This window comes from Leucobacter chromiireducens (assembly GCF_003917135.1).
GTDB classification, from domain to species: Bacteria; Actinomycetota; Actinomycetes; order Actinomycetales; family Microbacteriaceae; genus Leucobacter; species Leucobacter chromiireducens_A.
In genome coordinates, this window is sequence record NZ_RPDI01000010.1 from 1 (window position 1) to 23,550 (window position 23,550).

General features: G+C 71.5%; 21 protein-coding genes. 10 read left to right on the forward strand and 11 right to left on the reverse strand.

The genetic code is table 11. The annotated features are described in order from the left end of the window. The 4 genes from EGM46_RS06505 to EGM46_RS06520 all read right to left on the reverse strand — a co-directional run. Positions 1–641, reverse strand: a 641-nt coding sequence (locus EGM46_RS06505) for a lyase family protein (RefSeq protein ID WP_241156218.1), incomplete at its 3' end; no start/stop codon positions are given. Then, on the reverse strand, positions 631–1,233 hold the full coding sequence (gene pcaG, locus EGM46_RS06510) for a protocatechuate 3,4-dioxygenase subunit alpha (protein WP_125099352.1): 603 nt from the start codon (positions 1,231–1,233) through the stop codon (positions 631–633). The genes EGM46_RS06505 and pcaG, both read right to left, overlap by 11 nt. Next, positions 1,233–2,060 carry a protocatechuate 3,4-dioxygenase subunit beta gene (gene pcaH / locus EGM46_RS06515; protein WP_125099353.1) on the reverse strand — a complete coding sequence of 276 codons (828 nt, stop codon included), beginning with the start codon at positions 2,058–2,060 and terminating at the stop codon, positions 1,233–1,235. Before pcaH ends, pcaG begins: the two co-directional genes overlap by 1 nt. Positions 2,061–2,170: 110 nt before the next feature. Beyond that, positions 2,171–2,944, reverse strand: coding sequence for an IclR family transcriptional regulator (locus EGM46_RS06520; protein ID WP_164512827.1), 774 nt, complete (start codon positions 2,942–2,944; stop codon positions 2,171–2,173). Between the two features lie 34 nt (positions 2,945–2,978). Here EGM46_RS06520 and EGM46_RS06525 point away from each other — a divergent pair, with 34 nt between their 5' ends. The 3 genes from EGM46_RS06525 to EGM46_RS06535 all read left to right on the forward strand — a co-directional run bounded on the left by EGM46_RS06525 (position 2,979) and on the right by EGM46_RS06535 (position 5,653). Further along, positions 2,979–3,758: an IclR family transcriptional regulator gene (locus tag EGM46_RS06525; protein ID WP_125099355.1), complete on the forward strand. Its 780-nt coding sequence runs from the start codon at positions 2,979–2,981 to the stop codon at positions 3,756–3,758. A gap of 95 nt (positions 3,759–3,853) precedes the next feature. Next, positions 3,854–3,976 carry a hypothetical protein gene (locus EGM46_RS15105; protein WP_277425215.1) on the forward strand — a complete coding sequence of 41 codons (123 nt, stop codon included), beginning with the start codon at positions 3,854–3,856 and terminating at the stop codon, positions 3,974–3,976. Between the two features lie 474 nt (positions 3,977–4,450). Then, the gene (locus EGM46_RS06535) at positions 4,451–5,653 is read left to right on the forward strand and encodes an NAD(P)-dependent malic enzyme (RefSeq protein WP_125099356.1); all 1,203 of its coding nucleotides are present in this window, start codon (positions 4,451–4,453) and stop codon (positions 5,651–5,653) included. Positions 5,654–5,801: 148 nt separating this feature from the next. Here EGM46_RS06535 and EGM46_RS06540 read toward each other — a convergent pair whose 3' ends face one another. Then, positions 5,802–6,974, reverse strand: coding sequence for an acetyl-CoA C-acyltransferase (locus EGM46_RS06540; protein WP_125099357.1), 1,173 nt, complete (start codon positions 6,972–6,974; stop codon positions 5,802–5,804). A gap of 153 nt (positions 6,975–7,127) precedes the next feature. On the opposite strand from EGM46_RS06540, the gene EGM46_RS06545 reads away from it, so the two are divergent. Then, the gene (locus tag EGM46_RS06545; RefSeq protein WP_125099358.1) at positions 7,128–8,453 is read left to right on the forward strand and encodes a D-alanyl-D-alanine carboxypeptidase family protein; all 1,326 of its coding nucleotides are present in this window, start codon (positions 7,128–7,130) and stop codon (positions 8,451–8,453) included. Here EGM46_RS06545 and EGM46_RS06550 read toward each other — a convergent pair. From EGM46_RS06550 to EGM46_RS06565, 4 genes are all read right to left on the reverse strand, one after another. Then, a complete protein-coding gene (locus EGM46_RS06550; protein WP_125099359.1) occupies positions 8,450–9,730 on the reverse strand; it encodes a M20 family metallo-hydrolase in 1,281 nt (426 codons plus the stop codon). The two genes, EGM46_RS06545 and EGM46_RS06550, sit on opposite strands and share 4 nt — an antisense overlap. A gap of 52 nt (positions 9,731–9,782) precedes the next feature. Further along, positions 9,783–11,429, reverse strand: coding sequence for an amidohydrolase (locus EGM46_RS06555; RefSeq protein WP_125099360.1), 1,647 nt, complete (start codon positions 11,427–11,429; stop codon positions 9,783–9,785). A 6-nt stretch (positions 11,430–11,435) separates the two neighbouring features. After that, complete coding sequence (locus tag EGM46_RS06560; RefSeq protein WP_125099361.1) at positions 11,436–13,103, reverse strand: thiamine pyrophosphate-dependent enzyme; 1,668 nt, start codon at positions 13,101–13,103, stop codon at positions 11,436–11,438. Positions 13,104–13,189: 86 nt separating this feature from the next. Beyond that, entirely contained in the window at positions 13,190–14,521 is a 1,332-nt protein-coding gene (locus tag EGM46_RS06565) for an MFS transporter (protein ID WP_125099362.1), read from the reverse strand. A 161-nt stretch (positions 14,522–14,682) separates the two neighbouring features. On the opposite strand from EGM46_RS06565, the gene EGM46_RS06570 reads away from it, so the two are divergent. Then, complete coding sequence (locus tag EGM46_RS06570; RefSeq protein ID WP_125099363.1) at positions 14,683–15,855, forward strand: PucR family transcriptional regulator; 1,173 nt, start codon at positions 14,683–14,685, stop codon at positions 15,853–15,855. 119 nt (positions 15,856–15,974) lie between these two features. After that, positions 15,975–16,394, forward strand: a complete 420-nt coding sequence (locus EGM46_RS06575) for a zf-TFIIB domain-containing protein (protein WP_125099364.1) — start codon at positions 15,975–15,977, stop codon at positions 16,392–16,394. A 38-nt stretch (positions 16,395–16,432) separates the two neighbouring features. Here the strand turns inward: EGM46_RS06575 and EGM46_RS06580 are convergent, their stop codons facing one another. Then, entirely contained in the window at positions 16,433–17,089 is a 657-nt protein-coding gene (locus EGM46_RS06580) for a TetR/AcrR family transcriptional regulator (RefSeq protein WP_125099365.1), read from the reverse strand. A gap of 150 nt (positions 17,090–17,239) precedes the next feature. Between EGM46_RS06580 and EGM46_RS06585 the strand changes: the two genes are divergently transcribed. From EGM46_RS06585 to EGM46_RS06600, 4 genes are all read left to right on the forward strand, one after another. Next, positions 17,240–17,977, forward strand: a complete 738-nt coding sequence (locus EGM46_RS06585; RefSeq protein WP_206427520.1) for a Pr6Pr family membrane protein — start codon at positions 17,240–17,242, stop codon at positions 17,975–17,977. Positions 17,978–18,124: 147 nt separating this feature from the next. Further along, on the forward strand, positions 18,125–20,809 hold the full coding sequence (locus EGM46_RS06590) for a choice-of-anchor Q domain-containing protein (protein WP_125099366.1): 2,685 nt from the start codon (positions 18,125–18,127) through the stop codon (positions 20,807–20,809). A 61-nt stretch (positions 20,810–20,870) separates the two neighbouring features. After that, positions 20,871–21,284, forward strand: coding sequence for a MerR family transcriptional regulator (locus tag EGM46_RS06595; RefSeq protein WP_241156219.1), 414 nt, complete (start codon positions 20,871–20,873; stop codon positions 21,282–21,284). Continuing rightward, positions 21,277–21,681, forward strand: coding sequence for a carboxymuconolactone decarboxylase family protein (locus EGM46_RS06600; protein WP_125099367.1), 405 nt, complete (start codon positions 21,277–21,279; stop codon positions 21,679–21,681). Before EGM46_RS06595 ends, EGM46_RS06600 begins: the two co-directional genes overlap by 8 nt. Positions 21,682–21,720: 39 nt before the next feature. On the opposite strand, the gene EGM46_RS06605 is transcribed toward EGM46_RS06600, so the two are convergent. Next, positions 21,721–23,439 (reverse strand): long-chain-fatty-acid--CoA ligase, encoded by a 1,719-nt coding sequence (locus tag EGM46_RS06605; protein ID WP_125099368.1) that lies wholly within the window; start codon positions 23,437–23,439, stop codon positions 21,721–21,723. Positions 23,440–23,550: the final 111 nt, after the last annotated feature.

The window sequence follows — 23,550 nt, forward strand, 5'->3', positions numbered from 1 at the left end:
GGCAGCTGCGCGACCGCGGCGGCGAGCCGGTCTGCCGCGCGCGACACCCCGCGGAGCCAGCCACTCGCGCGGAGCCCCAGCGTGGTGGGGACCGCGTGCTGGGTGAGCGTGCGTGCCGCGGCCGGGAGGTCGCGGTGCTCGCGGGCGAAGTCGGTGAGGCTCGCCTCGCAGCGGCGCAGGTCGGCGCCGATCAGTTCACCGGCTGCGCGCGCGCTCAGCATGAGCGCCGAGTCGAGGATGTCCTGGCTGGTGGCGCCGCGGTGCACCCACGGGCGCGCCTCTGCAGCCACCCCGGCACGCAGGATCCCGACGAGCGGGATCACCGGGTTGCCGCCCGCGACCGCACCGGTGACCAGCTCGGCGAGCGGCAGCCCGCCCCACGCGCACGGCGCGCCAGCTCCGCGCCAGCCGAGCGCGTCGGAAATCTCGGCGACCGCGGCCTCTGGCGCGGCGCCGACCGTCGCCCAGGCGCGGGCAAGCCCCACCTCGGCGGCGACGAGCGCGCCGGCGATCGCCGCGTCGCTCAGCTCCTCCGCGACCCCGGCGGCCACCGGGGTGAGCAGCCCGACGTCGAAGCCAGGAGCGGGCACCGCGCCGCGCGCACCCTCGGCCGCCTCACTCGCACCAGCGTCAGTAGGCAATGAAGACGGTCTCCTTCTCGCCCTGCAGACGGATGTCGTGGGTCAGGTGCCCCGCGGGCGTTCGCGTTGCCACGAGCGTACTCCGCTCCTCGGCTGAGAGCGATGCCAGCAGCGGATCCGCCGCGAGCGCCGCCGCGTCCTCCGGCAGATAGATCCGCGTGTGCAGCTTGTCGGGGAGGCCGCGCGCGAACACGACGGCCGCGAAGAACGGCGCCTCGCCGGAGACGGAACCCGGGTTGCGTGTCCAGAACTCGTAGCGCCCCTCGTCGGTGGTGAACGCGCGGCCGAAGCCGGTGAAGGTGTGGTCGTCGCGGCGGAAACTGCCGCGTGCGCGCGGCACCGAGCCGTCGGAGTCGGCGGCGAAGATCTCAATCACCGCGTCGGGGATCGGGTTCCCCTCCCCGTCCCGGATCACGCCGCCCAGCACGATCGCGCCTGGCGAGTGCGGGAACGCGACCTCGTGCTTCTTGACCGAGTCGAGGCCGAACGCGAAGAAGGGCCCGACGGTCTGCCCGGGGGTCGGCTCGTGTGTCTTCGCCGGGGCCTCAGCGGCCCGGCCCGCGCGCGGTGCGCGCTCAGCTGCGGTGCTCATCAGTGCTCCCCCTCCTCTGGCTCGAACCAGGTGGCGGCTGCGCCGTCCACCACGATGTCGAAGCGATAGCCCATCGAGAACTCGGGCACGGTCTGCTCGTGGTCGTACACGCCGATCAGGCGATCCCGATCACGCTGGTCACGGATCGAGTTGTAGATCGGATCGAGCGGAAACAGCGGATCGCCGGGGAAGTACATCTGCGTGATGAGGCGCTGCGTGAACGAGCTGCCGAACACCGAGAAGTGAATGTGCGCGGGGCGCCAGGCGTTGACGTGGTTCTTCCACGGGTATGGTCCCGGCTTGATCGTCGTGAACGTGTAGCTGCCCGAGTCGTCGGTGATCGCGCGGCCGGCGCCGGTGAAGTTCGGGTCGAGGGGCGCCGGGTGCTGATCGCGCTGATGAATGTAGCGTCCGGCGGCGTTCGCCTGCCACACCTCGATGAGCTGGTTGCGCAGCGGACGACCCCACGAGTCGAGGAGGCGGCCGGTCACGGTGATGCGCTCGCCCTGCGGCTCGCCGGTGTGCTGCAGCGTGAGGTCAGACTCGATCGCGGCGACGTCGCGCTGGCCGTAGGCCGGCGACCACAGCTCGATCGTCTCGGGGTCGACGAGTCGCGTGTCCTTCGTCGGGTGCCGCAGGAGGCTCGAGCGGTAGGGCGGAAAGTCGAGCATGGTGCGCGGCAGCGCCTCGCCGGCGGCGACGCGGCGAGCATACGCGTCGTGCAGCTCGCCGATCTCTGCGGTGATCTGGGTCTGCGACGCCTGATCCGGCGCCGCGAGCAGCGACTCTGGGGCGGCCGCTTGGGCGGCCTGACTGTGGGCGGTCATGTGCACTCTCCTGTGAGGAACGTCCGATCACCCCAGGGTGCCAGCGGGGCCGGAGCCCTGCGCCGATCACTCCCACTCAGTGGGAATAGCGCCTGGAAGCCGTGCGCCGGCTACGCCTCACGCACCTCGGCATGGATCTCCTTGGCGGTCTGGCGAACGAGCCGCGCGAGGAGGAGCTCATCGGCGCGGTCGAGGTGCACGACGACACCGACGGCGGCTGGCGGCAGCCCGGGCACGCGCGGCAGGGCGGCCGCGATCGAGATGTTGCCGAGCGTCATCTCCTCGCGCGTTCGGGCGTAGCCGCGTGCGCGCGCCTGGGCGAGATCGTCGCGGATCGGCCCCTCGGCGACCAGTGAGTGCACCGTCTCGCGTTCGCGCGGCGTGGTGAAGTAGCGTGCGAGCCAGCCTTCATCGCAGCCGGCGAGGAGCGCTTTGCCGACGCCGGTCGTGTGCAGCGGACCCCGGCCGCCGGCGCGGCTCACCGTCGGGATCGAGCGGTGCCCGGTGACGCGGCCGACGTACAGCACGCTCGCGCGCTCTGGCTCACCGTCGAGCACCCCGAGGTGCACGTTCTCCCCGGTCGCCTCGTACAGGCGCATGAGGTGCGGGATCGCGCGCTCACGGAGGCGGAGCGACAGCGGCGAGAGCTCGCCGAGCTCCCAGAGCCGCGAGCCAACGGCATAGCGGTGCCCCGGCATTCGCACGATCAGACCGTGGCCGAGCAGCGTGCCGAGCAGGCGGTGCAGTGTCGACGGCGCGAGTCCGGTGCGGGCCGCGAGCTCGGCCGCGGTGTGCTCGGGCTCATCCTCGGAGAAGCAGCCGAGCACCTGCAGGGCACGGTCGAGCACGCCGCTCCCGGTCACCGCGTCGTCCTCGTCGTGCATGAGTACTGAGCGTACCCCGTGGCATGCTTGGCCCATGGCAAACTCCCCGAGCGGCGATTCGGTGCTCGGCCGCGTGGTGCGCGTGCTCGAGACGTTCTCGGCCGAGCGCACCGTGCAGACGGCCAGCGAGATCGGCCGCGCGGCTGGGCTGCCGTCGTCGACCGCGCACCGCCTCGCCGACGACCTGGCGGCGAACGGACTCCTCGAGCGCGACGAGGAGCACCGCTACCGCCTGGGGATGCGCCTCTGGGAGCTCGCGCTCCGCGGTTCCACCGCGCTCCGGCTGCGGCAGGCCGCACTGCCGCACATGGAGGCGGTGCAGTCGCGCGTCAGGCAGCACACCCAGCTCGCGGTGCTCGAGCGCGACGAGGTGTTGTTCATCGAGCGGCTCTCGCACCCGGCCGCCGGGGCCAACATCGCCAGCATCGCCGGCCGGCTGCCCCTGCACGCGTCCTCCGCCGGCCTCGTGCTGCTCGCGCACGCGGAACCGGCGGTGCGGGATCGCGTGCTCGCTGGTCCACTCCGCAGGCTCGGGCCAGGCACCCTCACCGATCCCGCGCAGTTGCGCCGCGAGCTCACGGCGATCCGGCGCTCGGGTGTCGTGATCGCCCCCGGCTCGGTCGAGGGGGTATCGACGGGCGTCGCCGTCCCGCTCAGGGACGCAGGCACCGTCATCGCGGCGCTCTCGGTCGTGCTGCCGCGCGATGGGGCCGGCGCGGCGCACGAGGTCGATCCGACGGCCGCGGCGGTGGAGCTCCGGCGCGCGGCCGTGGCGATTGAGGAGGAGCTCCGCGCGCTGCGCGCGGCCCGCTGACCCGCCCGCCCCCCCCCGCCGGCCCGCCGGCCCCNTCGACGGGCGTCGCCGTCCCGCTCAGGGACGCAGGCACCGTCATCGCGGCGCTCTCGGTCGTGCTGCCGCGCGATGGGGCCGGCGCGGCGCACGAGGTCGATCCGACGGCCGCGGCGGTGGAGCTCCGGCGCGCGGCCGTGGCGATTGAGGAGGAGCTCCGCGCGCTGCGCGCGGCCCGCTGACCCGCCCGCCCCCGCCCGCCGGCCCGCCGGCCCCAACTCCCAGGGATCGGCCCCATGGATCGGGGTCACTTCGGCAGGGTGTCGGGCTCCCCAGACGCGCGACACCCTGCCGGAGTGACCCCGCAGCGCTCGCAGCGCTCGCAGCGCACGCAGGGCCCCGGAATGCCCGCAGTGCGGAAATGCTTGACTTTCGCGCGCCAGCCTCTGGACAATAGCGAAAGTTCAGAGTGCCGGCCGGCGAGCGTCCGCGATCCGGCGCAGCACGCGGCCCCACCCCCGCCGCGCGCGCTCTGAGCAGGGAACCGCGCCCCGAATCGGCGGCCGCGTTCGCCGCCATGTGGCTCCACGGCCATCACGCACCCGCCGCCCCGGTGTCGCGCCCGTCCAGGCGCCGCCGCACCGCAGCGTCGCGTCTCCCGCAGCAGTCACCGAGACGGGCGACGTCGGGGCACCCAACTGAGAGTGAGATCGACCGTGTCAAGTACCCAGCACACCACCGCGCCGGCGCCCAGGCAGGCCGCTCCCCCGAGCGCGGTTCCCATCACCGAGGAAGAGATCTTCGCCGCGCACGAGGGCGGCAAACTGTCCGTCGGCGTCGCGCGCCCCATCGAGACGACGCGCGACCTCTCGATCGCGTACACCCCGGGCGTCGCGCAGGTCAGCCGCGGTATCGCCGCCGATCCAGCACTCGCCGAGACGCACACCTGGGCGTCGCGCCTCGTCGCCGTCGTGTCCGACGGCACGGCGGTACTCGGCCTCGGCGACATCGGCGCGTGCGCGTCGCTCCCGGTCATGGAGGGCAAGTCGGCGCTGTTCAAAACGTTCGCGGATCTCAACTCGATCCCGATCGTGCTCAACACCACCGACACCGACGAGATCGTCGAGACGCTTGTGCGGATCGCGCCGAGCTTCGGCGCGGTGAATCTGGAGGACGTGTCCGCGCCGCGCTGCTTTGAGCTCGAACGCCGCCTCATCGAGGCGCTCGACATGCCGGTGATGCACGATGATCAGCACGGCACCGCCGTGGTCGTCCTCGCCGCGCTGCTCGGCGGCAGCCGAGTCGTCGGCAAGGAGCTCACGGGGCTTCGCGTCGTGATCTCCGGATCCGGATCAGCGGGCGTCGCGGTCGCGGAGATCCTGCTCGCCACCGGGATCGCCGACGTGATCGTCATCGACTCGAAGGGCGCGCTGCACCCCGACCGCAGCGACCTCACCGGCGTGAAGCGTGACCTCGCCGCGCGCACCAACCCGCGCGGGATCGCTGGCGGCACGCGCGAGGCGCTGGTCGGAGCCGACGTGTTCGTCGGGGTGTCCTCGTCGCAGCTCCCGGAGGAGCACGCGGCGGGAATGGCTGATGACGCGATCATTCTGGCGCTCTCGAACCCCGATCCGGAGATCCTGCCGGCGGTTGCCGCGAAGTACGCGGCCGTGATCGCGACGGGGCGCAGCGACTTCCCGAACCAGATCAACAACGTGCTCGCGTTCCCGGGGATTTTCCGCGGCGCGCTCGACGCCGGCGCGCGCCGGATCACGCTCGAGATGAAGCTCGCCGCCGCGCGGGCGATCGCGGAGCTCGCGGTGCCGGACCTCGCCCCTGACCGGATCGTGCCGAGCGCCCTCGACCCGCGCGTCGCGCCGGCCGTCGCCGCGGCGGTGATGGCGGCGGTCGCCGAGTAGCCCGCGCCCACCGGCCCACCCGGACCCCTCGGCACCCCCGGATCGGGGTCACTCGGGCAGGGTGTCGCGCTGCAGACGCTCGCGACACCCTGCCCGAGTGACCCCGATCCGGAGGGGGTCGCGTGGGGGCGGGAAGGGGCGGGCGGGGCTAGAGAGCCCGGAGGACCACCGCGGAGCCCTGGCCGCCGCCGCCGCAGATCCCGATCGCGCCCAGCGCGCCGGGACCAGCCGCCGCGAGCTGGCGCGCGAGCGTGCCGACGATGCGCGCCCCCGAAGCGCCGATGGGGTGGCCGAGCGCGATCGCCCCACCGTGCTGGTTCACGATCGCGGGGTCGATGCCGAGCTCGCGGGTGGACTGAATGCCCACCGCGGCGAACGCCTCGTTGATCTCGACGGCGGCGAGGTCGCTCGCCGCCACCCCGTCGAGCTTGGCGAGCGCCGCAGCGATCGCGCGGGACGGCTGCGAGTGCAGGTGCGTGTCCGGGCCGGCGACGAACGCCGTGGCCTCCACCCGCGCGATGGGCGCGAGGCCCAGGCGCTCGGCCGCTGCCGCACTGACGATCACGAGCGCCGCGGCGCCATCCGTGATCTGCGAGGCGTTGCCCGCGGTGATCGTGCCGTCCTTCGCGAACGCGGCGCGCAGCCCGGCAAGGCCCTCGGCGGTGGTGTCCGCGCGCACGCCGTCGTCCGCCGACACCACCGTGTCGCCGCGGCGCGAGGTGACCGTGAACGGCGCGATCTCCGCGGCGAGGAACTCGGCTGACGCCGCAGCGCGCTGGTGCGAGGCGGCGGCGAACGCGTCCTGCTCCTCACGGGTGAGGGCCAGCGGCGCATTGCCCTGCTCGGTGAGCGCACCCATCGCAACCTGATCGAACGCGTCCGAGAGGCCATCGCGCTCGACGGTGTCGACGAGCTGCGCCGAGCCGTACTTCGTGCCCGCGCGGAGCGGCATCACGTGTGGCGCGAGCGACATGGACTCCTGGCCGACCGCGACAACGATCTCCGCCTCACCCGCGGTGATCAGGCGCACCGCCTGCGACACCGCTTCAGCGCCGGACAGGCACACCGCGTTCAGCGTGATCGCCGGCACCGTGAGCGGGATCCCGGCACCGACCGCGGTCTGGCGCGCGGGGTTCTGCCCGGCGCCGGCCTGCAGCACCTGACCGGCGACGAGCGCGTCGACCTGCTCGGGGGACACCCCGGCGCGCGCGAGCGCGGCTGTCACGGCGTGCGCGCCGAGCACGGTTGCGGGCTGCGCGGCGAGCTGGCCGGTGAAGCGAGCAAACGGGGTTCGTGCGTAGCCTGCGATCAGCGCGGTCATGAGAGAGCTCCTTCGGTGGGTGCAGCGCGCAGCGGTGGCGCGCGCGGTACGGCCATCCTGCCAGGCATTCCGCGCGAGCAGTGCGGGATCCTGGCACATGCTGCGCGCCCCAGCCTGTGCAATCATGCGGCGTTCCGCGGCTAGGCTGAGGGGATGAGCAGCGGGAGCGACACGGCACTGCAGCCCCGCGGGCGGCGCCGATCCGGCGCTCGGCGGCGCGGACTCCGCACCGGGCTCATCGCGAGTGCAACCGTGATCCTCCTGGCCGGCGGGTACACGGCGGCGTGCGCGCTCACCCCGCTCCCGGATCCCCAGCTGCAGTTGGCGACGAGCGCGGAGGCGGACCCGGCGAACCTCGCTGCAGCGGCCGTGGCCGACGAGCTCGCCGAGCGAGCGCAATCGGCGATCGATAACCAGCGCGGGCCAGCTGCGATCGGCTGGGCGGGAAGCGAGGAGGTGTGGAGCAACGACGACACCCCACGCCCCATCGCGAGCATTTCCAAGCTCGTCACGGTGCTCGTCGGGCTCGAACGGGAGCCGCTCGCCGCCGGCGAACCCGGTCCTGTGCACGTGTGGACCGCCGCCGACGCCGCGCGCACTCGCGGGTATCAGGCGCTCGACGGCATCGCGTTCCCGATCCCCGTCGGCACCGAGGTGACCACCAGGCAGATGCTCACGCTCGCGCTGCTCCCCTCCGCCAACGACTTCATGGCGGCGTACGCCGCGGACACCATCGGGGAGGGCGCGGAGTTCTCCCGCGCCGTGTCCGACTGGGCGGAACGCCACGGCGTGACGTCGCTCTCGCTCGCCGAACCGACCGGCATGGACGAGGACAACGTTGCCGCAGCCGCAGACGTGGTCCGGATCGCGAAGCTCGCCCTCGCGGAGCCCGTGATCGCGGAGATCGTTCGCATGCCGAGCGCTGAGCTGCCGTGGGGCATCGGTGAGGTGACGAACACGAACCCGCTGCTCACCAAGCTGCCCGGGGTGATCGGGCTCAAAACCGGCACCTCCGGCGCCGCGGGATCCAACCTCGTCGCCGCGCAGGAGGCCGAAGCCGGCGAGCGGGAGGTCGTGCGTGTCGCGGCCGTACTCGGCCGCGACTCCGGCCCGCAGCGCGCGCACGACACGAGCACACTCCTCACGGGCATGGGCGACGCCACCCGCCAGGTGCAGCTGGTGCACCCGGAGGAGGAGCTCGGCACCGCGACGCTGATCGACGGCACGACGGTGCCGCTCATCGCCGACGGCAGCGCGGCGACAGTGCTCGTCGCGGGCGAGCACGCCGAGCGCGAGGTGCGGCTCGACGCCGTCGGCTGGGGGCCAGCGCGTCAGGTCGCGGGGAGCATCATCGTGACCGCCCCGGAGGGCGAGCACGAGGTCCCCGTCGTCACCGCTGAGCCGCTCACCGATCCCGATCTCTGGTGGCGGGTCACGCACCCGGCGCTCGTGTTCGGCTGGGCGGAGCCTGCGACCTAGCCCTCGACCAGCGCGCCAGCGGCCAGCCGCCCGACCACGCCGGTGAGGTGCGCGAGGCCCGCAAGCAGGTCCTCGTCACGGGTGAACTCCGCGAGGTTGTGCGACACCCCGTTCACGCTCGGCACGAACAGCATGACGGTGGGCACCTCGTCCTTCATGTTCGTTGAATCGTGCCCGGCCACCGTCATCACGCGGTCGTGCGTGAGCCCCAGCTGCTCGGCGACCTCGCGCGCCAGCTCCACCCCGGTCTCGGGGTAGGGGTTCTGATCCCAGGCGTGCTCGGCGATCACCTCGATCCTCACGCGATCCTCGCGCTGCACGCGCGCCACCGTCGCCATGAGCGAGGCGTGCGCCTGCCGGATCACCTCGGCGTCGGGGGAACGGAGATCGAGCAGCAGCTCCACCTCGCTCGCGACCACGACCGGGGAGTTCGGGTAGACGTTCAGCTCGCCGCACGCGGTGTGCAGCTGGCCGGGCGCGAACTCATCGACGAGCTCGCGCGCCGCCACCACGAGCCTGGCCGCACCCAGCAGCGCGTCGCGCCGCTCCGCCATGAGCGTTGAGCCGGAGTGCGCCTGCTCCCCCGTCACGCGGAACTCGAACTTGTGCGCCGCCCAGGTCGCGTTCACGAGGCCGATCGTCACTCCGTCCTCCTCCATGCTGCGCCCCTGCTGCACGTGGATCTCCGCGTACGATGCCACCTCGCGGCCGCTGCCAGCGCCGAACACCGGCCCATCGCCGAGCTCGCCCAGGCCGCCCATCGCCTCGGCAACCGTGGTGCCGCGCGGATCCGGCGTCGCGAGCGCCTCCGCGAGCCCCAGCTTGCCCGTGAACACCGAGCTGCCCATCATGGAGGGCTTGAACCGCGATCCCTCCTCGTTGAACCAGTTCACCACCGCGAGGTTGAAGCGGGCACCGCCGGGGTTCGCGCGCAGCTCCTCGGCGACACGGAAGCAGGCGTACGCCGACGCCATCACCCCGTACGCCCCGTCGAAGCGCCCCGCCGTCGGCTGCGAGTCCATGTGCGATCCGGTGAGCACGTACGGCGCGCCGGGGACGAGCTCGAGGATCCCGAACTGGTTGCCGATTTCGTCGCGCAGCACGGTGAAGCCGCGCGACTCGAGCAGCCGCGCGAACCACGCGCGCTGTTCGCCGTCGGCCGCACTGCCCGCCTGCCGGTCCACCCCGCCGGTGCCCGGCACCGCGCCGAACGCGCCGTGCGTGGCCCAGTCGGTGAGAAATGCTGCGTCGTGCGGGGCGCTGAGCGGCTCGGTCATGGTGGGGTCCTTTCGTGAAAAACAGCTGGGCGTCGGCGGCGCGAGGCGCGTGCTACCGGCCGTCGTAGCTCAGTGTGCCGCCCACGAGCGTGGCAACGACGTCGAGCTCCGAGATGCGCGGCGCGGTGAGCGGTGACGCGGAGAACACCGCAAAGTCTGCGAGCTTGCCGCGCGTGAGCGTGCCCTTCTGCGCGAGCTGCCCAGTCGCCCGCGCCGCCCACTCGGTGTGCGTGCGCAGCGCCTCCTCCGGGGTGATCGCCTCGTCGGGGCCGAGGATCGCGCCGCTGTCGGTCATGCGATCGACCGCCGACTGCATTCCCCTGCGCAGGTTGTTGTCCGCAACGGGGAGATCGGAGGATCCCGCGAGGATGATGCCCGCGTCGATCACCGAGCGGCCGCGGTACAGCCATGGCTCGCGCTCCCGGCCGACGCGATCCGCCATCTGATCACCGATCGGACCGATGAAGCCCGCCTGCGGGGTCACGGCGACGCCGAGCTCGCCGGCGCGCTGCACCTGGTCGGGGCGCGCGATCCCGAAGTGCTCGATGCGGCAGGGCACCTCGTGGACGCCGTAGCGCTCCTGCGCCTCGCCGATGAGATCGAGCGCGAGGTCGATCGCTGCGTCGCCGATGGCGTGCAGGGCGAGCGGCCAGCCGGCACGGTACGCGCCGAGCGCGCGCTCCCGATACACCGCGGGCTCGTCGAGCAGGTACCCGGTGTTGTGCTCGTGCCCGCAGTAGTCCTCGGTCACCGCCGCGGTCGCGCCGAGCAGCGAGCCGTCGAGAAACACCTTGACGTGACCGAATTTCACGCGGTCATCACCGAAACCGAAGCGGATGCCGAGGTCGAGCCCGGCGCCGGCGCCCTCGCCCCCGAAGTCTGCGGCGTGCCCGGTGATCGGACGCAGCGCGTCGATCGCCGGCATGAGCTGCGCACGCGCGTGCAGTCGCCCCTGCTCGGCGGCCCGCTGGTAGGCCGCGACCTCGACGGGGCTGTGCCCGATCCAGCCGCCGCCAACGCCCGCCTCCGAGAAGCTCGTGATGCCCTCGGCCGCGTAGCGCGTGGTCGCCGCCTCAAGCGCGGCGACCAGCCGGTCGGTCGAGTACGGCAGGAGCAGCGCCTGCACGAGCCCCTGCGCGGCCTCTTCGACGAGCCCGGTCGGGGCGCCGGCCGCATCGCGCACCACCACGCCGCCCGTCGGGTTCTCGAAGCCCGGCTCAAGCGCGCCGACGAGGCGCAGCGTCGCCGTGTTCGTGATCGACGCGTGCCCCGAGGTGTGCCGCAGGTACAGCGGGCGCTCGCCGGTCAGCGCGTCGAGGCGCGCGATGTCCGGGAACTCACCGCCGTGGTGCCCCTGGTTGAACCCCGTGCCGTGCACCCACGCGGTGGAGTCGCCAGCGGCGTCGAGCCGCGCGACCTCCGCGGCGATCCGCGCGTACAGCTCGTCGAGCCCGCGGACCACGCTGAGGTCGATCGCGTCGAGCCCCAGCCCCCACCACGCGGTGTGGCAGTGCGCGTCGATGAGCCCGGGCGTGACGCAGGCGTCACCGAAGTCGAGCTCCTGGGCGGCACCCAAGCCGTCGAGCTCCTCATCGAATCCGACGATGCGGCCCCCCAGCACGCCGACCGCGGTCGCGGTGGGCCGCTCCGGGTCGAGGGTGAGGATCTCTCGTGCCTGCAGGATCAGGTCAAGCTGCATGGTTCTTCACACCTCGCTCGTTGCCGGCGGCATCACGGTTGCGTCGATGACCACGTGGATCAGGGCTGGTCCGGCTGCGGCGAGCGCGCGGTCGAGCGCGTCGGCGAACTCATCCGTGCGCGTCACGTGCTCGCCGTGCCCGCCAAACGAGCGCATCCAGTCTGCGAAGTTGGGATTCGCCATCGCGGTGCCCGATGGCCGGCCGGGGTAGTGACGCTCCTGGTGCTGCACGATGGTCCCGTACACCCCGTTGTCGACGACGATGACGAGCGGGCTCGCGCCGTGCGCGAAGGCCGTTGCGATCTCCTGCCCGTTCATGAGGAAGTCACCGTCACCGCACACGGCTACCGCTCGCTTGCCCGGCTGCGCAAGGGAGGCCGCGACCGCCGCGGGCACCGCGAGACCCATGGCGCCGTTGCGCGCGCCGACGAGGCTCGCTGGTCGCAGGTGACGCACGAAGCGGTGCGCCCAGATCGTAGCGTTTCCGGCGCCGAAGGTCAGCGTCGCGTCGCCGTCGAGCCGGTCGTCGAGGAGGCCGAACGCAACCCCGAGGTCGACGCCGAGCGCCGCGGCCTCCGGGGAGCCGGGTGCGAGGCCGTTGGCGGTGGCGTCCGGACGGTGCGCGGCGTACGCGCGCTGCGCGGCGGCGCGCTCGGTCAGCCACGTCTGGTCCCGGTCTCCGCGAACGGTGCCGGGGTCGAGCGCTGCCAGGCCGGCAACGAACGTCTCGGGGGTGGCGACGAGGTGCTGGTCGATTCGGCCGGCGTGTGTCGCCGCGTTCGGGTCGGCGACGGCGAGCACAGTGGGGGTGTCGAGCCCGGCGGTGTACCCCTCGCTGAGCACGTCGGCGCGGGTGCACCCAACGAACACGAGCAGGTCAGCCTCGGCGTACCCGGCAAGGATCTGATCGCCGCGGCCATACCCGAGCCACCCGGCCCAGGCTGCGGAGTCGTGCGGCACGGCATCGTAGGCGCGCCAATCGCAGAACACCGGGATCCCCGCGGCCTCGGCAAACGCGGCGAGCGCTCCCCCGGCCCCGCGCTCCCAGCCATCCCCGCCGAGCACAAAGGCGGGGCGCTGGGCGGCGGTCAGACGCTCCGCGAACTCGCGGAGCTCATCCTGAGCTGGCGCGGGACGCGCCGGACGCGAGGGCGCGGGGACCGCGGCGTCGGTGTGCACCATGAGGAGATCCTCGGGAAGCCCCACCACCACGGGGCCAGGGCGACCGCTCGCGGCGATGCGGAGCGCCTCGTCGACGAGCTCACCGGCGCGAGCTGGGTCGTCGATCGTGAGGACGCGCTTCGCCGTCGATCCGAACCAGCCGGTCAGCGAGAACTCCTGGAAGGCGTCGCGCTCCCGGTCGGCGACGGGAACCAGGCCGACGAACAGCACGAGGGCTGTCGCATCCTGCCAGGCGGTGTGCACCGCGATCATCGCGTTTGCGGCCCCCGGCCCGCGCGTCACCATCGCGATCCCCGGGCGGGAGGTCAGCCGCCCCTCGGCGAGCGCCATGAACCCTGCCCCGCCCTCGTGCCGGCACACCACCGTCTCGATCGCCGAATCGTGGAGGCCATCGAGCACGTCGAGGTAGCTCTCGCCTGGAACGGCGTACACGCGTTCGACGCCGTGGGCTTCGAGGGTCCGCACGATGAGGTGGCCGGCTGACTGTGACATTCGGGGCTGATCCTTTGCTCTGGTCAAGTGGGGTGGTGAGAGACGCGGTGCGCGCGCCGGATGCAGAGGCCCGGCGCGCGCACCGTCTAGTGCTTGAACCCTGGCAGCTTCACGCTGAGTCGCGGTGCGACAACGCCGGCGACCGCGGTGAAGAGCGAGAGGAACACGAGCATCGCTGCTGCGGGCCACCAGTGGTCGTTTGCCGCCGCGACGAAGCCGGTCGCGAGCAGCGGGATGAAGCCGGAGAGCATGCCGGCGACGTTCTGCGCCATGCCGACACCGGTGTAGCGGGTCTTCGCTGGGAAGAGGCCGGTGAGCACGGTTCCGGAGGCCGCGTACGGCAGCGACAGGGTGCAGACCGCGAGCGTCATCGCAATCACCACGAGCACCGGGTTGCCCGAGGTGAGCAGCAGGAACGACGGCACAGCGACGATGGCGGACGCGACACCGCCCCACAAGATCACGCGGCTCGCGCCGTACTTGGCGCCGAGGTTGCCGCCCCAGATCAGGACGAAGATCTCCGCAGCCGCGGCGACCATGCTGCCGAGCAGCATCAGCGAGGAGTCGTAGCCGAGCACGTTCACGCCGTACCAGACGCAGAATGCGGTCACGAGGTAGAAGCCGCCGACGCCGAGCAGCGCGGCAGCCATGCCAACGATGATCTGCTTCCAGCTGTCGCGGAACGTGGTGAGTACCGGGCTCTTGACGACCTCACCCGACTCCTCGAGCTGGCGGAACACGGGGGACTCCTCGAGCTTCGATCGGATGTAGATCGCGACGAGCAGCAGCGGCAGTGCAATGAGGAACGGGATGCGCCATCCCCAGGCGTCGAAGTTCTCCTTCGAGAACAGCAGCGTCATCACGAAGAAGCCACCCGAGGAGAGAATGGTGCCGATCGGAGAGCCAATCTGCGGGATCGCAGCGTACTTCGCGCGCAGGTGCAGCGGAGCGTTCTCGACGACGATGGTCATCGCACCGGACCATTCGCCTCCAACGAACAAGCCCTGGAGCACGCGCAGCAGCACGAGCAGGACCGGGGCGGCGATGCCAATGGCCGCGTAGGTCGGGAGCATGCCGATGAGGCCGGTCACGAGACCGATGCCGACGATCGTGATCATCAGCACCTTGCGGCGACCCACCCGGTCACCCATGCGGCCGAAGATGATGCCGCCGATGGGGCGCGCCGCGAGACCGACGCCGAACGTGGCGAAGGAGGCGAGCGCTGCGGCGGTCGCGTTCTCACTCGTGAAGTACTGCACGTTGAACACGAGCGCAGCTGCCGCGCTGAACAGGAAGAAGTCGTACCACTCGAGGGCGGTTCCGATCAGCGCACCGAGCGCGACCTTATTCGCGTCCTTCACACTGAGTTCTTGGGTGGCGTCATATTCGATCGTCGCCGTATGGGTTGTCTCGCTCATTTGCTCTCTCCGTCGAGGATGCGGGATCCGAATGCGGTGGCGTGCCTGCGCGGACGCGCGGGCCTTGCATACGAGCATTGCAGGTAAATCGCCCTGACTCGCACGTCTTCTGCCGCCGATGTGGTCACTCAAACAGGGCAGATGCACATAACATGAGAAATATGTCCGAGAATCCGCCGCGCTCACTCAGCGACACCCCCACCGCGGGCGACCGCGCTCGCTGGCTCGAGCTCCTCGATCGGCTCGACATCGACGAGCTCACCACGAGCTTCGTTGAGCTCATCCACACCGTCCCCGGATACGACCCGCCCCCGGTACCGCGCTCCGAGATCCGTCGAACCGGCGCGCTCTCGTTCATCGCGCTGATCGACGGGCTCCGCTCGGGAGGCCTCACCGACACGATCCCGGTGGCCAGCGACGTCGGCGTCTCCCGCGCCCGCGCCCGCGTCCCCATCACCTCGCTGATGACCGCGATCCGCAACGACTTCACGGTGCTGTGGGAGGCGCTCACCCGAGTCGCCAGCCCGGACGATGCCGAGCTCATCGTTCGGCACACCGGAATCGTGCTGCGCACGGTCGACGAGTACGCCGGACAGACCCAGCGCGCCTACGTGGCCGAGACGCAGCGCATGCGCGAGGAGGCGGCCTCGGTGCGCCAGGGGCTCATCGCCGCGGTGTTTCAGGACCCCCAACCCACCCCGGAGCGGCTCACCGCGATCGCCGCTGAGCTGCAGCTCCCCCAGGACACCGCGCTCATCGTCGCCGCAGCGGTCGGCGACGACGTCGCCCCGCTCCGGGTCGCGGTTGCGGAACTCGAGCGGGCGAGCGGCACCGCATTCACCCATCACCTCGGCGACGCACTCGTCGTGTTCACCCCGCAGCACGTCCTCCCGGGCTCCCGGCTCGCCGAGCTCCACACCCACCTCGCCTCGCTCCGCATCGGACTCACCCTGGCGCGACAGGGCCTCCCCGAACTGCGCCAGGCCGCGATCACCGCGCGTGACCTTGCGCGCGCGATCCAGTCCACCGAGCACGGCGCAATGACCTGGACGCGCGGCTGGGCGCGCATCGCGGCGCAGCGCCTCTCGGACAGCGGCACCCCAGCGCTCGCCGACGTCCACTCCGCGCTCGCCGACTGCGGCACCGCCGAGCGCGCGCGACTGGAGGAGGCGGTGCGCAGCTATCTCCGCACGGGCAGCATCGGCGAGTCTGCCGCGGAGCTGTTCTGCCACCGGAACACCCTCACCAACCGGCTCCACCGTTTCGCGACGCTCACCGGGGTCGATCCGACGATCCCGCAGGACGCGGCCCGGCTCGTGGTCGGCTGGGCGTAGCCGAGGCCACGGGGCGCGCGCGGCCCCACGCACCCCGCACCCCCTCCCCGCCTGAGAAGCCGCCCCCAGTCCGCCCGGACACGCCTGTGAGCGGCGGTTTCACCCCTACGCTGAGGAGCATGAACTGCCCCAGCGACGGAACGACCCTGCTCATGAGCGAGCGACAGGGCATCGAGATCGACTACTGCCCAGAGTGCCGCGGCATCTGGCTCGACCGGGGTGAGCTCGACAAGATCCTCGAGCGCGCGCAGGCCGAGGCCGCAGCGTTCACCGCGCCGCAGGCCACGACGCCCCAGGCGCCGGCGCAGCCGACGCAGCCCGCACCGCCCGCCCCGCAGCAGTACGCCGCGCCGCAGCACTACGCCGACCCGGTACCGACGCAGCCCGCCGCTGACCCCCGCCACGGCCAGTACGGAGGCGGCGACTACCGGCAGGACGACCGCCGCCGCGACAGCCGAGGCGGCGATCCACGCTACGGCGACCCGCGCTACCGCAAGAAGAAGAGCCCGTTCGACTTCCTCGGTGACATCTTCGACTGAGCACCCACGCTCAACGGCCGCATGCGCAGCCGCAGTCGCTACCTGGCGGCTGCGGCTGAGCGCGCGATCGAGTCGAGAATCGCGGTGATGCCCGCGCGATACACGGTGATCCCGTCGATCGCGAGCAGGGCGTCCCGGTGCTCGCTGACGTGCGGGAAGTCCGCGAGATCGACCGAGCCGAAGGTGCTGATCCACGGGATCGTGCCGTCGCGGCTGCTCTCCGCACGCTCGAGCGCCTCCTGCGCGAGCGCGGCGCTCTGCGCGAGCGTAAAACCGGAGATCGCGGCGTAGGCGGTGATGAGGTCGGCGCCGGCGAGGCCGGCCTCGGAGAGCATTTCGAGCAGGAACTCGTCTGACGCGACGTCTCCCGGGCCCACCGGATCCACCATCGCCCACTCGGCACCGATTGCCGGGTGCTCAAGGCTCAGCGCAGCCATGCGCGTCGCGAACGCCTCGAGGCGGTCGCGCCAGTCGCCGACGGCCGCGCGCGCGTCGGCCGTCGCGGTGGCAGCGAGCTGGTCGAGCGCGGCGCGCGTCAGCTCGTCCTTGTTGCGGAAGTGGCGGTACATCGCCGTCGCGTCGACGCCGAGCGCCTCCCCGAGCCGCTTGAACGTGATCCGCGCCTGCGGTTCGTCGCTCGCGAGTTCGAGCACTGCCGCGACGATCGTACGCTGGTCCAGGCGGCCTCGCTTCATGTGCGCCACCTCCATGTGCTCGCGTGCTCGCCCGAGTGCGTGCGCGTCTTGGTCTCCGTCAGTCTACTGCGGCCCCGACGCGCGCACCTTCGCGGCACACGCCGCTCAGATCAGGCAGAAAAGTCGCATCGCACGTGATCAAATAGAGCCATGAGCCAGCTTACCGCGCCACCCTCGACCGACCGACTCGGCGCGATCGCCGAGGGGGCACTCACCTCCCGCCTCCTCGCGCTCGGGTTCCGGGTCGTGGCGTTCGCGGTGATTCTGACCGGCGTGGTGCGCATCACCGGGATCTTCACGGCGGATCCCACCTGGGGGTCGCTGAAGTTCTATACCGTGCTGAGCAACCTGCTCTGCCTCGTCTGGGTCGCGGTGCTCATCGTGCGCACGCTCCGCGATCTCTCCGCGGCGGGACCGCGCGGGCACTCCACCCCGTCGGCGCGCTGGAGCGGCGCGATCATGATGGCGATCACGGTGACGTTCCTCGTCTACCTCATTGTGCTGGTGCCTGCGACGTTCACGCAGGACAGCGACTACGAGCCGTTCTCGCTCACGGACAACCTGATCCACATCATCACACCGATCCTGCTGATCCTCGACTGGCTGCTGTTCGTTCCGAAGGGACGGCTGCGCTGGATCGACCCGCTGCTGTGGGCGCTCATCCCCTACGCGTACCTCGCGTACGCGCTCGTCTACGGCGGGCTGGGCGGGGAGTTCGTTGCCGGCCAGACCTACCCCTACCCGTTCCTCAACGTGGCGGTGTACGGGGCCGGCGGGGTCGCGCTCTGGATCCTGGCGCTCTCGGTCGCGCTCATCGGCGTCGGCTACGTCTACGTCGCGCTCGACCGGCTCCTGGCGCGCGCGTTCAGCGCGCACGCGTCGTCGTAGCCCGGGGACGCACTCTCGCGCTCCGCCGCCTCATTGACGGCCGAGCATGCCTCGATTACGCTCGCTGATGTCGTGCGTGGGCGAGGGGGCCCCACCGCGTCAGAGACTTTTGCTCCCACGCTGCGCACCGCAGCATCGGGGGATGACGTGGGTTCGAAGCTACGGGCACTTGGGGTGGGCGGGTTCGCCGCGCTCCTCGCACTTTCATCGGCGGCTCCGGCCGCCGCGGAGCCGAGCGTCGCCGCGGCGCCAGCGGCGAGCGATTTTCCGCCGCCAGCCGTGCCGAACGCCGACTGCACCGTCGGCACCGTCTTCACGGTGACGGAGGCGACCGGCACCGGTCCCGGCTCGCTGTATCGTGCGGTCTGGGAGGCGAACGAGCAGCCCGGGGTCGACAGTGTGGTGATCCCCGCTGGCATGACCGTGATCGCGGACTACACGATCCCGCTCACCGAGTCGATTCGTCTCTGCGGCGCCGACGCCAGAACGTCGCAGATCACGCTCACGAACCCGGCTCCCGAGCATCGTCTCACCACCCCGCCGGCGAACGCGCTCACGCCAGCGTTCGACGATCCCGAGTGGATTCCCGACTACTTCGGCAGCCTGCTCGACGGCAGTCTGCTCGGGGACACCCCGATCTCCGCGAGCCTCTCCTCGCTCACGATGAACGGGGAGCTCGACGCCGAGGGCAGCTACTTTGAGGCGGTGTTCGTCACGAGCAGCGCGCAGCGCGATGTCCCGCTCGTCTACCGCGACCTCACGCTCACCGATCTCGGGAGCCTGGCGCAGGTGCGCGCGGACAGCGGCTCCGTCTACGCTGACGGGCTGACGATCGAGGGCTCGGTCCCCGGCACGCACAGCTCAGTCGTCGACGTCCAGCGCCTGTTCGGTGAGCTTGCGCTCACCAACAGCACGATCACGGGCGCCACCACGGGGGCGGTGACGGTCTGGAACGCATTCCTCGGGGAGAATCAGCGCATCACGATCGACCATGTGAACTTCAGCGACAGCGACACGAGCAGCACGGTCCAGAACGGTTCGCTCGTGTCAATCCCCGGCGTCCTCGGCCGTGGCGAACAGGCCGCAAGCCGCCCAGGGGCGGGGGAACCCCTCCTCGTCGTGAACGAAGTCGATGTGAAGAACATCTTCCCGAACCCTGACGTTCCGGCCGCGCCCTCACCCGTGATCTCACTGTGGCAGGCATACGGCGACGTGTTCGTCGCGAACACGAGCATCTCCCAGCCAGCGCAGGATCGCTCGGCGGGTGACGCCCCAGCGGCGATCTCGCTGCAGGGGGTCGCTGGCCGGCTCGCCGTGGTCGACTCGAGCATCACCGACATGCTCGGCGCAGCGATCGACTACCACGCATACGCGCGCTGGGATCAGCCGGATCAGCTCGGCCTGACGATCGAACGCAGCACCGTCTCCCGAATCGGTCGGCTGGACGATGGCTGGTCCCCGGCCATCACCGCGAACGTGTCAACGGCCGAGCCGCTCAGCGTGCCGGCCGTGCAGCTCACCGACTCGCAGTTCATTGAGATCGCCTCCGACGACGGCCCAGGTGGCGTCGAGCTGCGGTTCACCTCGGCGCTCCCGGCCAGAATGGCCGGCCAGGCAGCCGCACCGGCAGCGGAACCAGCGGCGGCTGGCGTCCCAGCGGTCGCGGTCAGCGGCTCAACCTTCGCGAACAATTCCGGCCGTGAGGCGAACGACCTCGTTGCGAACGTGTTCGGCGACTGGACCGCGGACGCCGAAGCGGTGACGATCGCCAACTCAACGTTCTCCGGAACGCCGGGCGGGGAGGGCGCAGCTGAGGCTGCGGTCTCCGTGTCCTCCGGGGGCGGCCAGCTCCGGCTCAGCGAGGTCACGATGCACGGGCTGGGGGTCACCCAGTATGGGATGGGCGATGACACCGTCACGATGCGCGTCGAGAACTCGGCGATCCAGACGAACACCGGTCTCCGCGCCCTCGCGGTGGAGGACGCGGCTGCGCCCGTCGCAACGCACACGAGCGTGACCGACGCGAGCGGCGCAGCGTTCGGCGCCGACGTGGTGACCGCAGCGGAGATGGGACTCGGCGGGCTCGCCGAGAACGGCGGCCAGTCGTACCGTGATGGGAGCGCGCTGCTCACGCACCTCCCCGCGAGTGACTCCGCACTCGTTGACACCGCGGCACCCGCGGCGGCGACCGCCTCCGACCAGCGCGGGATCGTGCGACCGCAGGGCAGCGCCCCCGATCGCGGCGCGGTTGAGGTGGTGCAGGCTCAGGTGTCATCGGTGCTCGAGCTCGGCCAGGATGTCGAGGTTGCTGCGGGGAAGCCGGCAACGCTCACCGCGTCGCGCAGCGGCTCGGCGGAGGGCGAGGTCTCCGCGACCGTGCAGCTCACCGGGGGCACCGCCGCTCGGGCCGCCGATGGCAGCGCGATTCCCGGCACCGACTACGTTGCCGAGTCGTTCGTGGTGACCTGGGCCGACGGCGAGACCGCTGATCAGACGTTCACCGTGCAGACGCTCGCGCGCGGCGAGGCCGGCACGCGGACCCTCACCGCGTCGCTCGCCGACCCGAGTGGCACCGCAACCCTCGGCGAGGACACGAGCGCCACGGTCACGATCGTCGAGCGCGCACCGGTCGATCCCCAACCACCGGTGACGCCGACGGACCCGAGTGAGCCGGCGACGCCGCAGCCTCCAGCCGGCGGCACCGACGGGCTCGCGACCACCGGCGGTGAGTCGCCGATCGCCTGGGCAGCACTCGCGGCAGTCCTCGCCGCAGCTGGCGGCGCTGCGCTCTTCGCGGGGCGCAAGATTGGGGGCTCGCGGTCCCGCGCGTAGCGGCGGAAGGCCGCGTGCGGCCGGTTGACTGAGAGCGCGCTCGAACTTGTAGCCTGCTGCTGTGGCAGAAGAGGAGACAGGGCTCACGGTCGCGCAGATGAGCGAGACGACCGGGGTGACGGCGCACACCCTGCGCTACTACGAGCGCGCCATGCTCATCCGGCCGATCTCCCGGAGCCCGGGGAACCAGCGGCGGTACTCACCCGCGGACGTTGACTGGGTGAAGTTCCTGTTGCGCCTGCGTGAGACCGGCATGGGGATCGCGCAGATGCGCGAGTACGCGACCCTCCGGGAGCAGGGCTCCGTGACCACAGCAGACCGCCTGGGCCTGCTCGAGGCGCATCAGACGGACCTGCACGCGCGAATCGCTCGGCTGCGTGCCCACGAACAGGCGCTCTCCGCGAAGATCGCGGTGTACCAGCGCGAGCTCGCCGCGCGAGAAACGAATCGAGAGGACGGAGCGACTGATGGCTGACACACCGGAACGGCAGCACCGCTTCGAGCACGGCGCTCAGGTGCTCGAAGCGATCGATGGAAGCGCGGGAACACAGGTGATTGACGCCCTCGGTGACATCTCACCGGAGCTCGCCCACCAGGTCGTCGCGTGGGGCTTTGGTGAGATCTACGCGCGTCCCGGCTTGGAGCCACGCGACCGGCAGCTCGTCACGCTCGGCATGCTGACGGCGCTCGGGGGCTGCGAGGCCCAGCTCGACGTCCACATCAATGCATCGCTGAACGTTGGCCTCACGCCCCAGCAGATCACCGAGGCGCTCCTGCACTCTGCGGTCTACTGCGGCTTTCCCCGCGCCCTGAACGCGACCTTCGCGGCGAAGAAGGTGTTCGCCGAGCGCGGCCTCCTCCCGGTTGAGTAGGCGACGGCCCACCGCCGAACTGGCGCCAGCGGCCGCCGGCTATTCCTCCTCGGTTGCGGCGCGCACGGCGTGCCGATCAGCGATGAGCGTGTCCCGCACTCGGCGGCGCAGTACCTTGCCGATGAGCGACTTCGGGAGCTCCTCCCACACGAGGTAGGTGCTCGGTCGCTTGTACTCGGCGAGCTGCTCGCGGGCCGCGGCGCGAGCGGCCCCCTCGTCGAACTCGGCGCCTGGCTCGAGCACCACGGCCGCGGTCACCACCTCGGCCCCGCTGCCGCGCGGCACGCCAACCACCGCGGACTCGGCGACGCCAGGCAGGCCGTTCACCACGCGCTCCACCTCGCTCGGTGACACGTTGAAGCCGCCCGTGATGATGAGTTCCTTCTTGCGGTCGACCACGGTCACGAAACCGTCCTCGTCCTGCACCACCAGGTCGCCCGTGCGCAGCCAGCCGTCCTCGGTGAGCGTCGCCGCGGTCTCCTCCGGCCGGTTCCAGTAGCCGAGGAACACCTGCGGGCCGCTGATCAGCAGCTCGCCGACCTCGCCCTGCGCCACCTGGCGGCCAGGCTCATCCGGATCGACGACGCGGATGTCGGTCGAGGGGAACGGGATACCGATCGCGCCGATGCGCCGCTCGATCGTGAACGGGTTCGCGAGCGCGATGGGGCTCGTCTCGGTCAGCCCGTAGCCCTCGTTCAGCATGCTGCCCGCGAGATCCTCCCACCGCTTCACGATCGCGGGCGTGAGGGTCATCGCTCCCGAGATCGAGTAGACGACCTGGCTGAGGTCGAGCTTGCCGTCGCGCGCCACTCGCGCGAGCCGATCGAACATCGGCGGCACCGCGGGGATGAACGTTGGCGGGAATCGCTTCGCCGCCTGCGCAACCAGCTCGGGATCGAAGGTGGGGAAGAGGACAGCGCGGGATCCCGTCTCAACCGAGTAGATGACCGAGAGCAGCAGCCCGAAGGAGTGGAACATGGGGAGCAGCCCGTAGATGGAGCCCTCGCCGCGCGTGAACTCTGGCATCCACGCCGCCCCCATGCGCGCGTTCGCCCACAGGTTGCCGTGCGTGATCATCGCGCCCTTCGGGGCCCCCGTGGTCCCCGAGGTGTACTGCAGGCACGCGATGTCGTCGCGCACGGGGCGCGGGTGCGACGCGGCGATCGGGGTGGCGCGCTCGAGTCGCGCGAACGGCACGGTTCCCGTGGTATCCGTGGTGAGCGCCGCGCGCGAGGCGCGCGCCTTCGCGATGGGGAGGCGCAGCGCAGCGCGGGTGGCGAGCGGCATCGCGCGCGTCACGTCGACGGCAACGATCGTGGCGATCCCCAGCTCGGCTGGCAGCGACTGCACGGTTGCGACCACCTTGTTCCACGCGATCACCACGGTGGCGCCGTGGTCGCGGAACTGTGTTTCGAGCTCATCGCGCGTGTAGAGCGGGTTGTGCTCGACGACTACGGCGCCGAGCCGCAGCACCGCGTAGAACGCGATCACGTGCTGCGGCGCGTTCGGCATGATGAGGGCGACCCGGTCGCCTGCGCGCACCCCGAGGTCGGCGAGGCCCTGTGCCACGCGGGCGACCCGGTCGCCGAGCTCGCGGTACGTCACGGTGCGGCCGAAGAAGCTGATCGCGTCGCGGTCCGCCCACTGCGCGCAGCGCTCGTCGAGCAGGTCGACGAGGGATCCGGTGACCGGCTCGATATCCACCGGGGTACCCGGAGCGTAGAAGCGATTCCAGGCGCGCGTGTCATTCAACTGCATGCGTCAAGGGTAACCCCCTCGGGGGTATGCTTCGCGGTTTGCCCCCGACCCGGCTCTGGCGCGCATGGGCGAGTTCGGGCGAGTTTTCCCCACAGGCTGTGCAGAAGACGG

What these genes read in the sequence shown, in the direction of transcription:
- EGM46_RS06550 (WP_125099359.1), bottom strand. Translation starts at nt 9,730, where the DNA reads ATGACCGAGCCGCTCAGCGCCCCGCACGACGCAGCATTTCTCACCGAC.
- EGM46_RS06540 (WP_125099357.1), bottom strand. Translation starts at nt 6,974, where the DNA reads ATGACCGCGCTGATCGCAGGCTACGCACGAACCCCGTTTGCTCGCTTC.
- EGM46_RS06575 (WP_125099364.1), top strand. Translation starts at nt 15,975, where the DNA reads ATGAACTGCCCCAGCGACGGAACGACCCTGCTCATGAGCGAGCGACAG.
- pcaH (WP_125099353.1), bottom strand. Translation starts at nt 2,060, where the DNA reads ATGACCGCCCACAGTCAGGCCGCCCAAGCGGCCGCCCCAGAGTCGCTG.
- EGM46_RS06600 (WP_125099367.1), top strand. Translation starts at nt 21,277, where the DNA reads ATGGCTGACACACCGGAACGGCAGCACCGCTTCGAGCACGGCGCTCAG.
- EGM46_RS06580 (WP_125099365.1), bottom strand. Translation starts at nt 17,089, where the DNA reads ATGAAGCGAGGCCGCCTGGACCAGCGTACGATCGTCGCGGCAGTGCTC.
- EGM46_RS06520 (WP_164512827.1), bottom strand. Translation starts at nt 2,944, where the DNA reads ATGCACGACGAGGACGACGCGGTGACCGGGAGCGGCGTGCTCGACCGT.
- EGM46_RS06555 (WP_125099360.1), bottom strand. Translation starts at nt 11,429, where the DNA reads ATGCAGCTTGACCTGATCCTGCAGGCACGAGAGATCCTCACCCTCGAC.
- EGM46_RS06570 (WP_125099363.1), top strand. Translation starts at nt 14,683, where the DNA reads ATGTCCGAGAATCCGCCGCGCTCACTCAGCGACACCCCCACCGCGGGC.
- EGM46_RS06560 (WP_125099361.1), bottom strand. Translation starts at nt 13,103, where the DNA reads ATGTCACAGTCAGCCGGCCACCTCATCGTGCGGACCCTCGAAGCCCAC.
- EGM46_RS06565 (WP_125099362.1), bottom strand. Translation starts at nt 14,521, where the DNA reads ATGAGCGAGACAACCCATACGGCGACGATCGAATATGACGCCACCCAA.
- EGM46_RS06525 (WP_125099355.1), top strand. Translation starts at nt 2,979, where the DNA reads ATGGCAAACTCCCCGAGCGGCGATTCGGTGCTCGGCCGCGTGGTGCGC.
- EGM46_RS06585 (WP_206427520.1), top strand. Translation starts at nt 17,240, where the DNA reads ATGAGCCAGCTTACCGCGCCACCCTCGACCGACCGACTCGGCGCGATC.
- pcaG (WP_125099352.1), bottom strand. Translation starts at nt 1,233, where the DNA reads ATGAGCACCGCAGCTGAGCGCGCACCGCGCGCGGGCCGGGCCGCTGAG.
- EGM46_RS06545 (WP_125099358.1), top strand. Translation starts at nt 7,128, where the DNA reads ATGAGCAGCGGGAGCGACACGGCACTGCAGCCCCGCGGGCGGCGCCGA.
- EGM46_RS06605 (WP_125099368.1), bottom strand. Translation starts at nt 23,439, where the DNA reads ATGCAGTTGAATGACACGCGCGCCTGGAATCGCTTCTACGCTCCGGGT.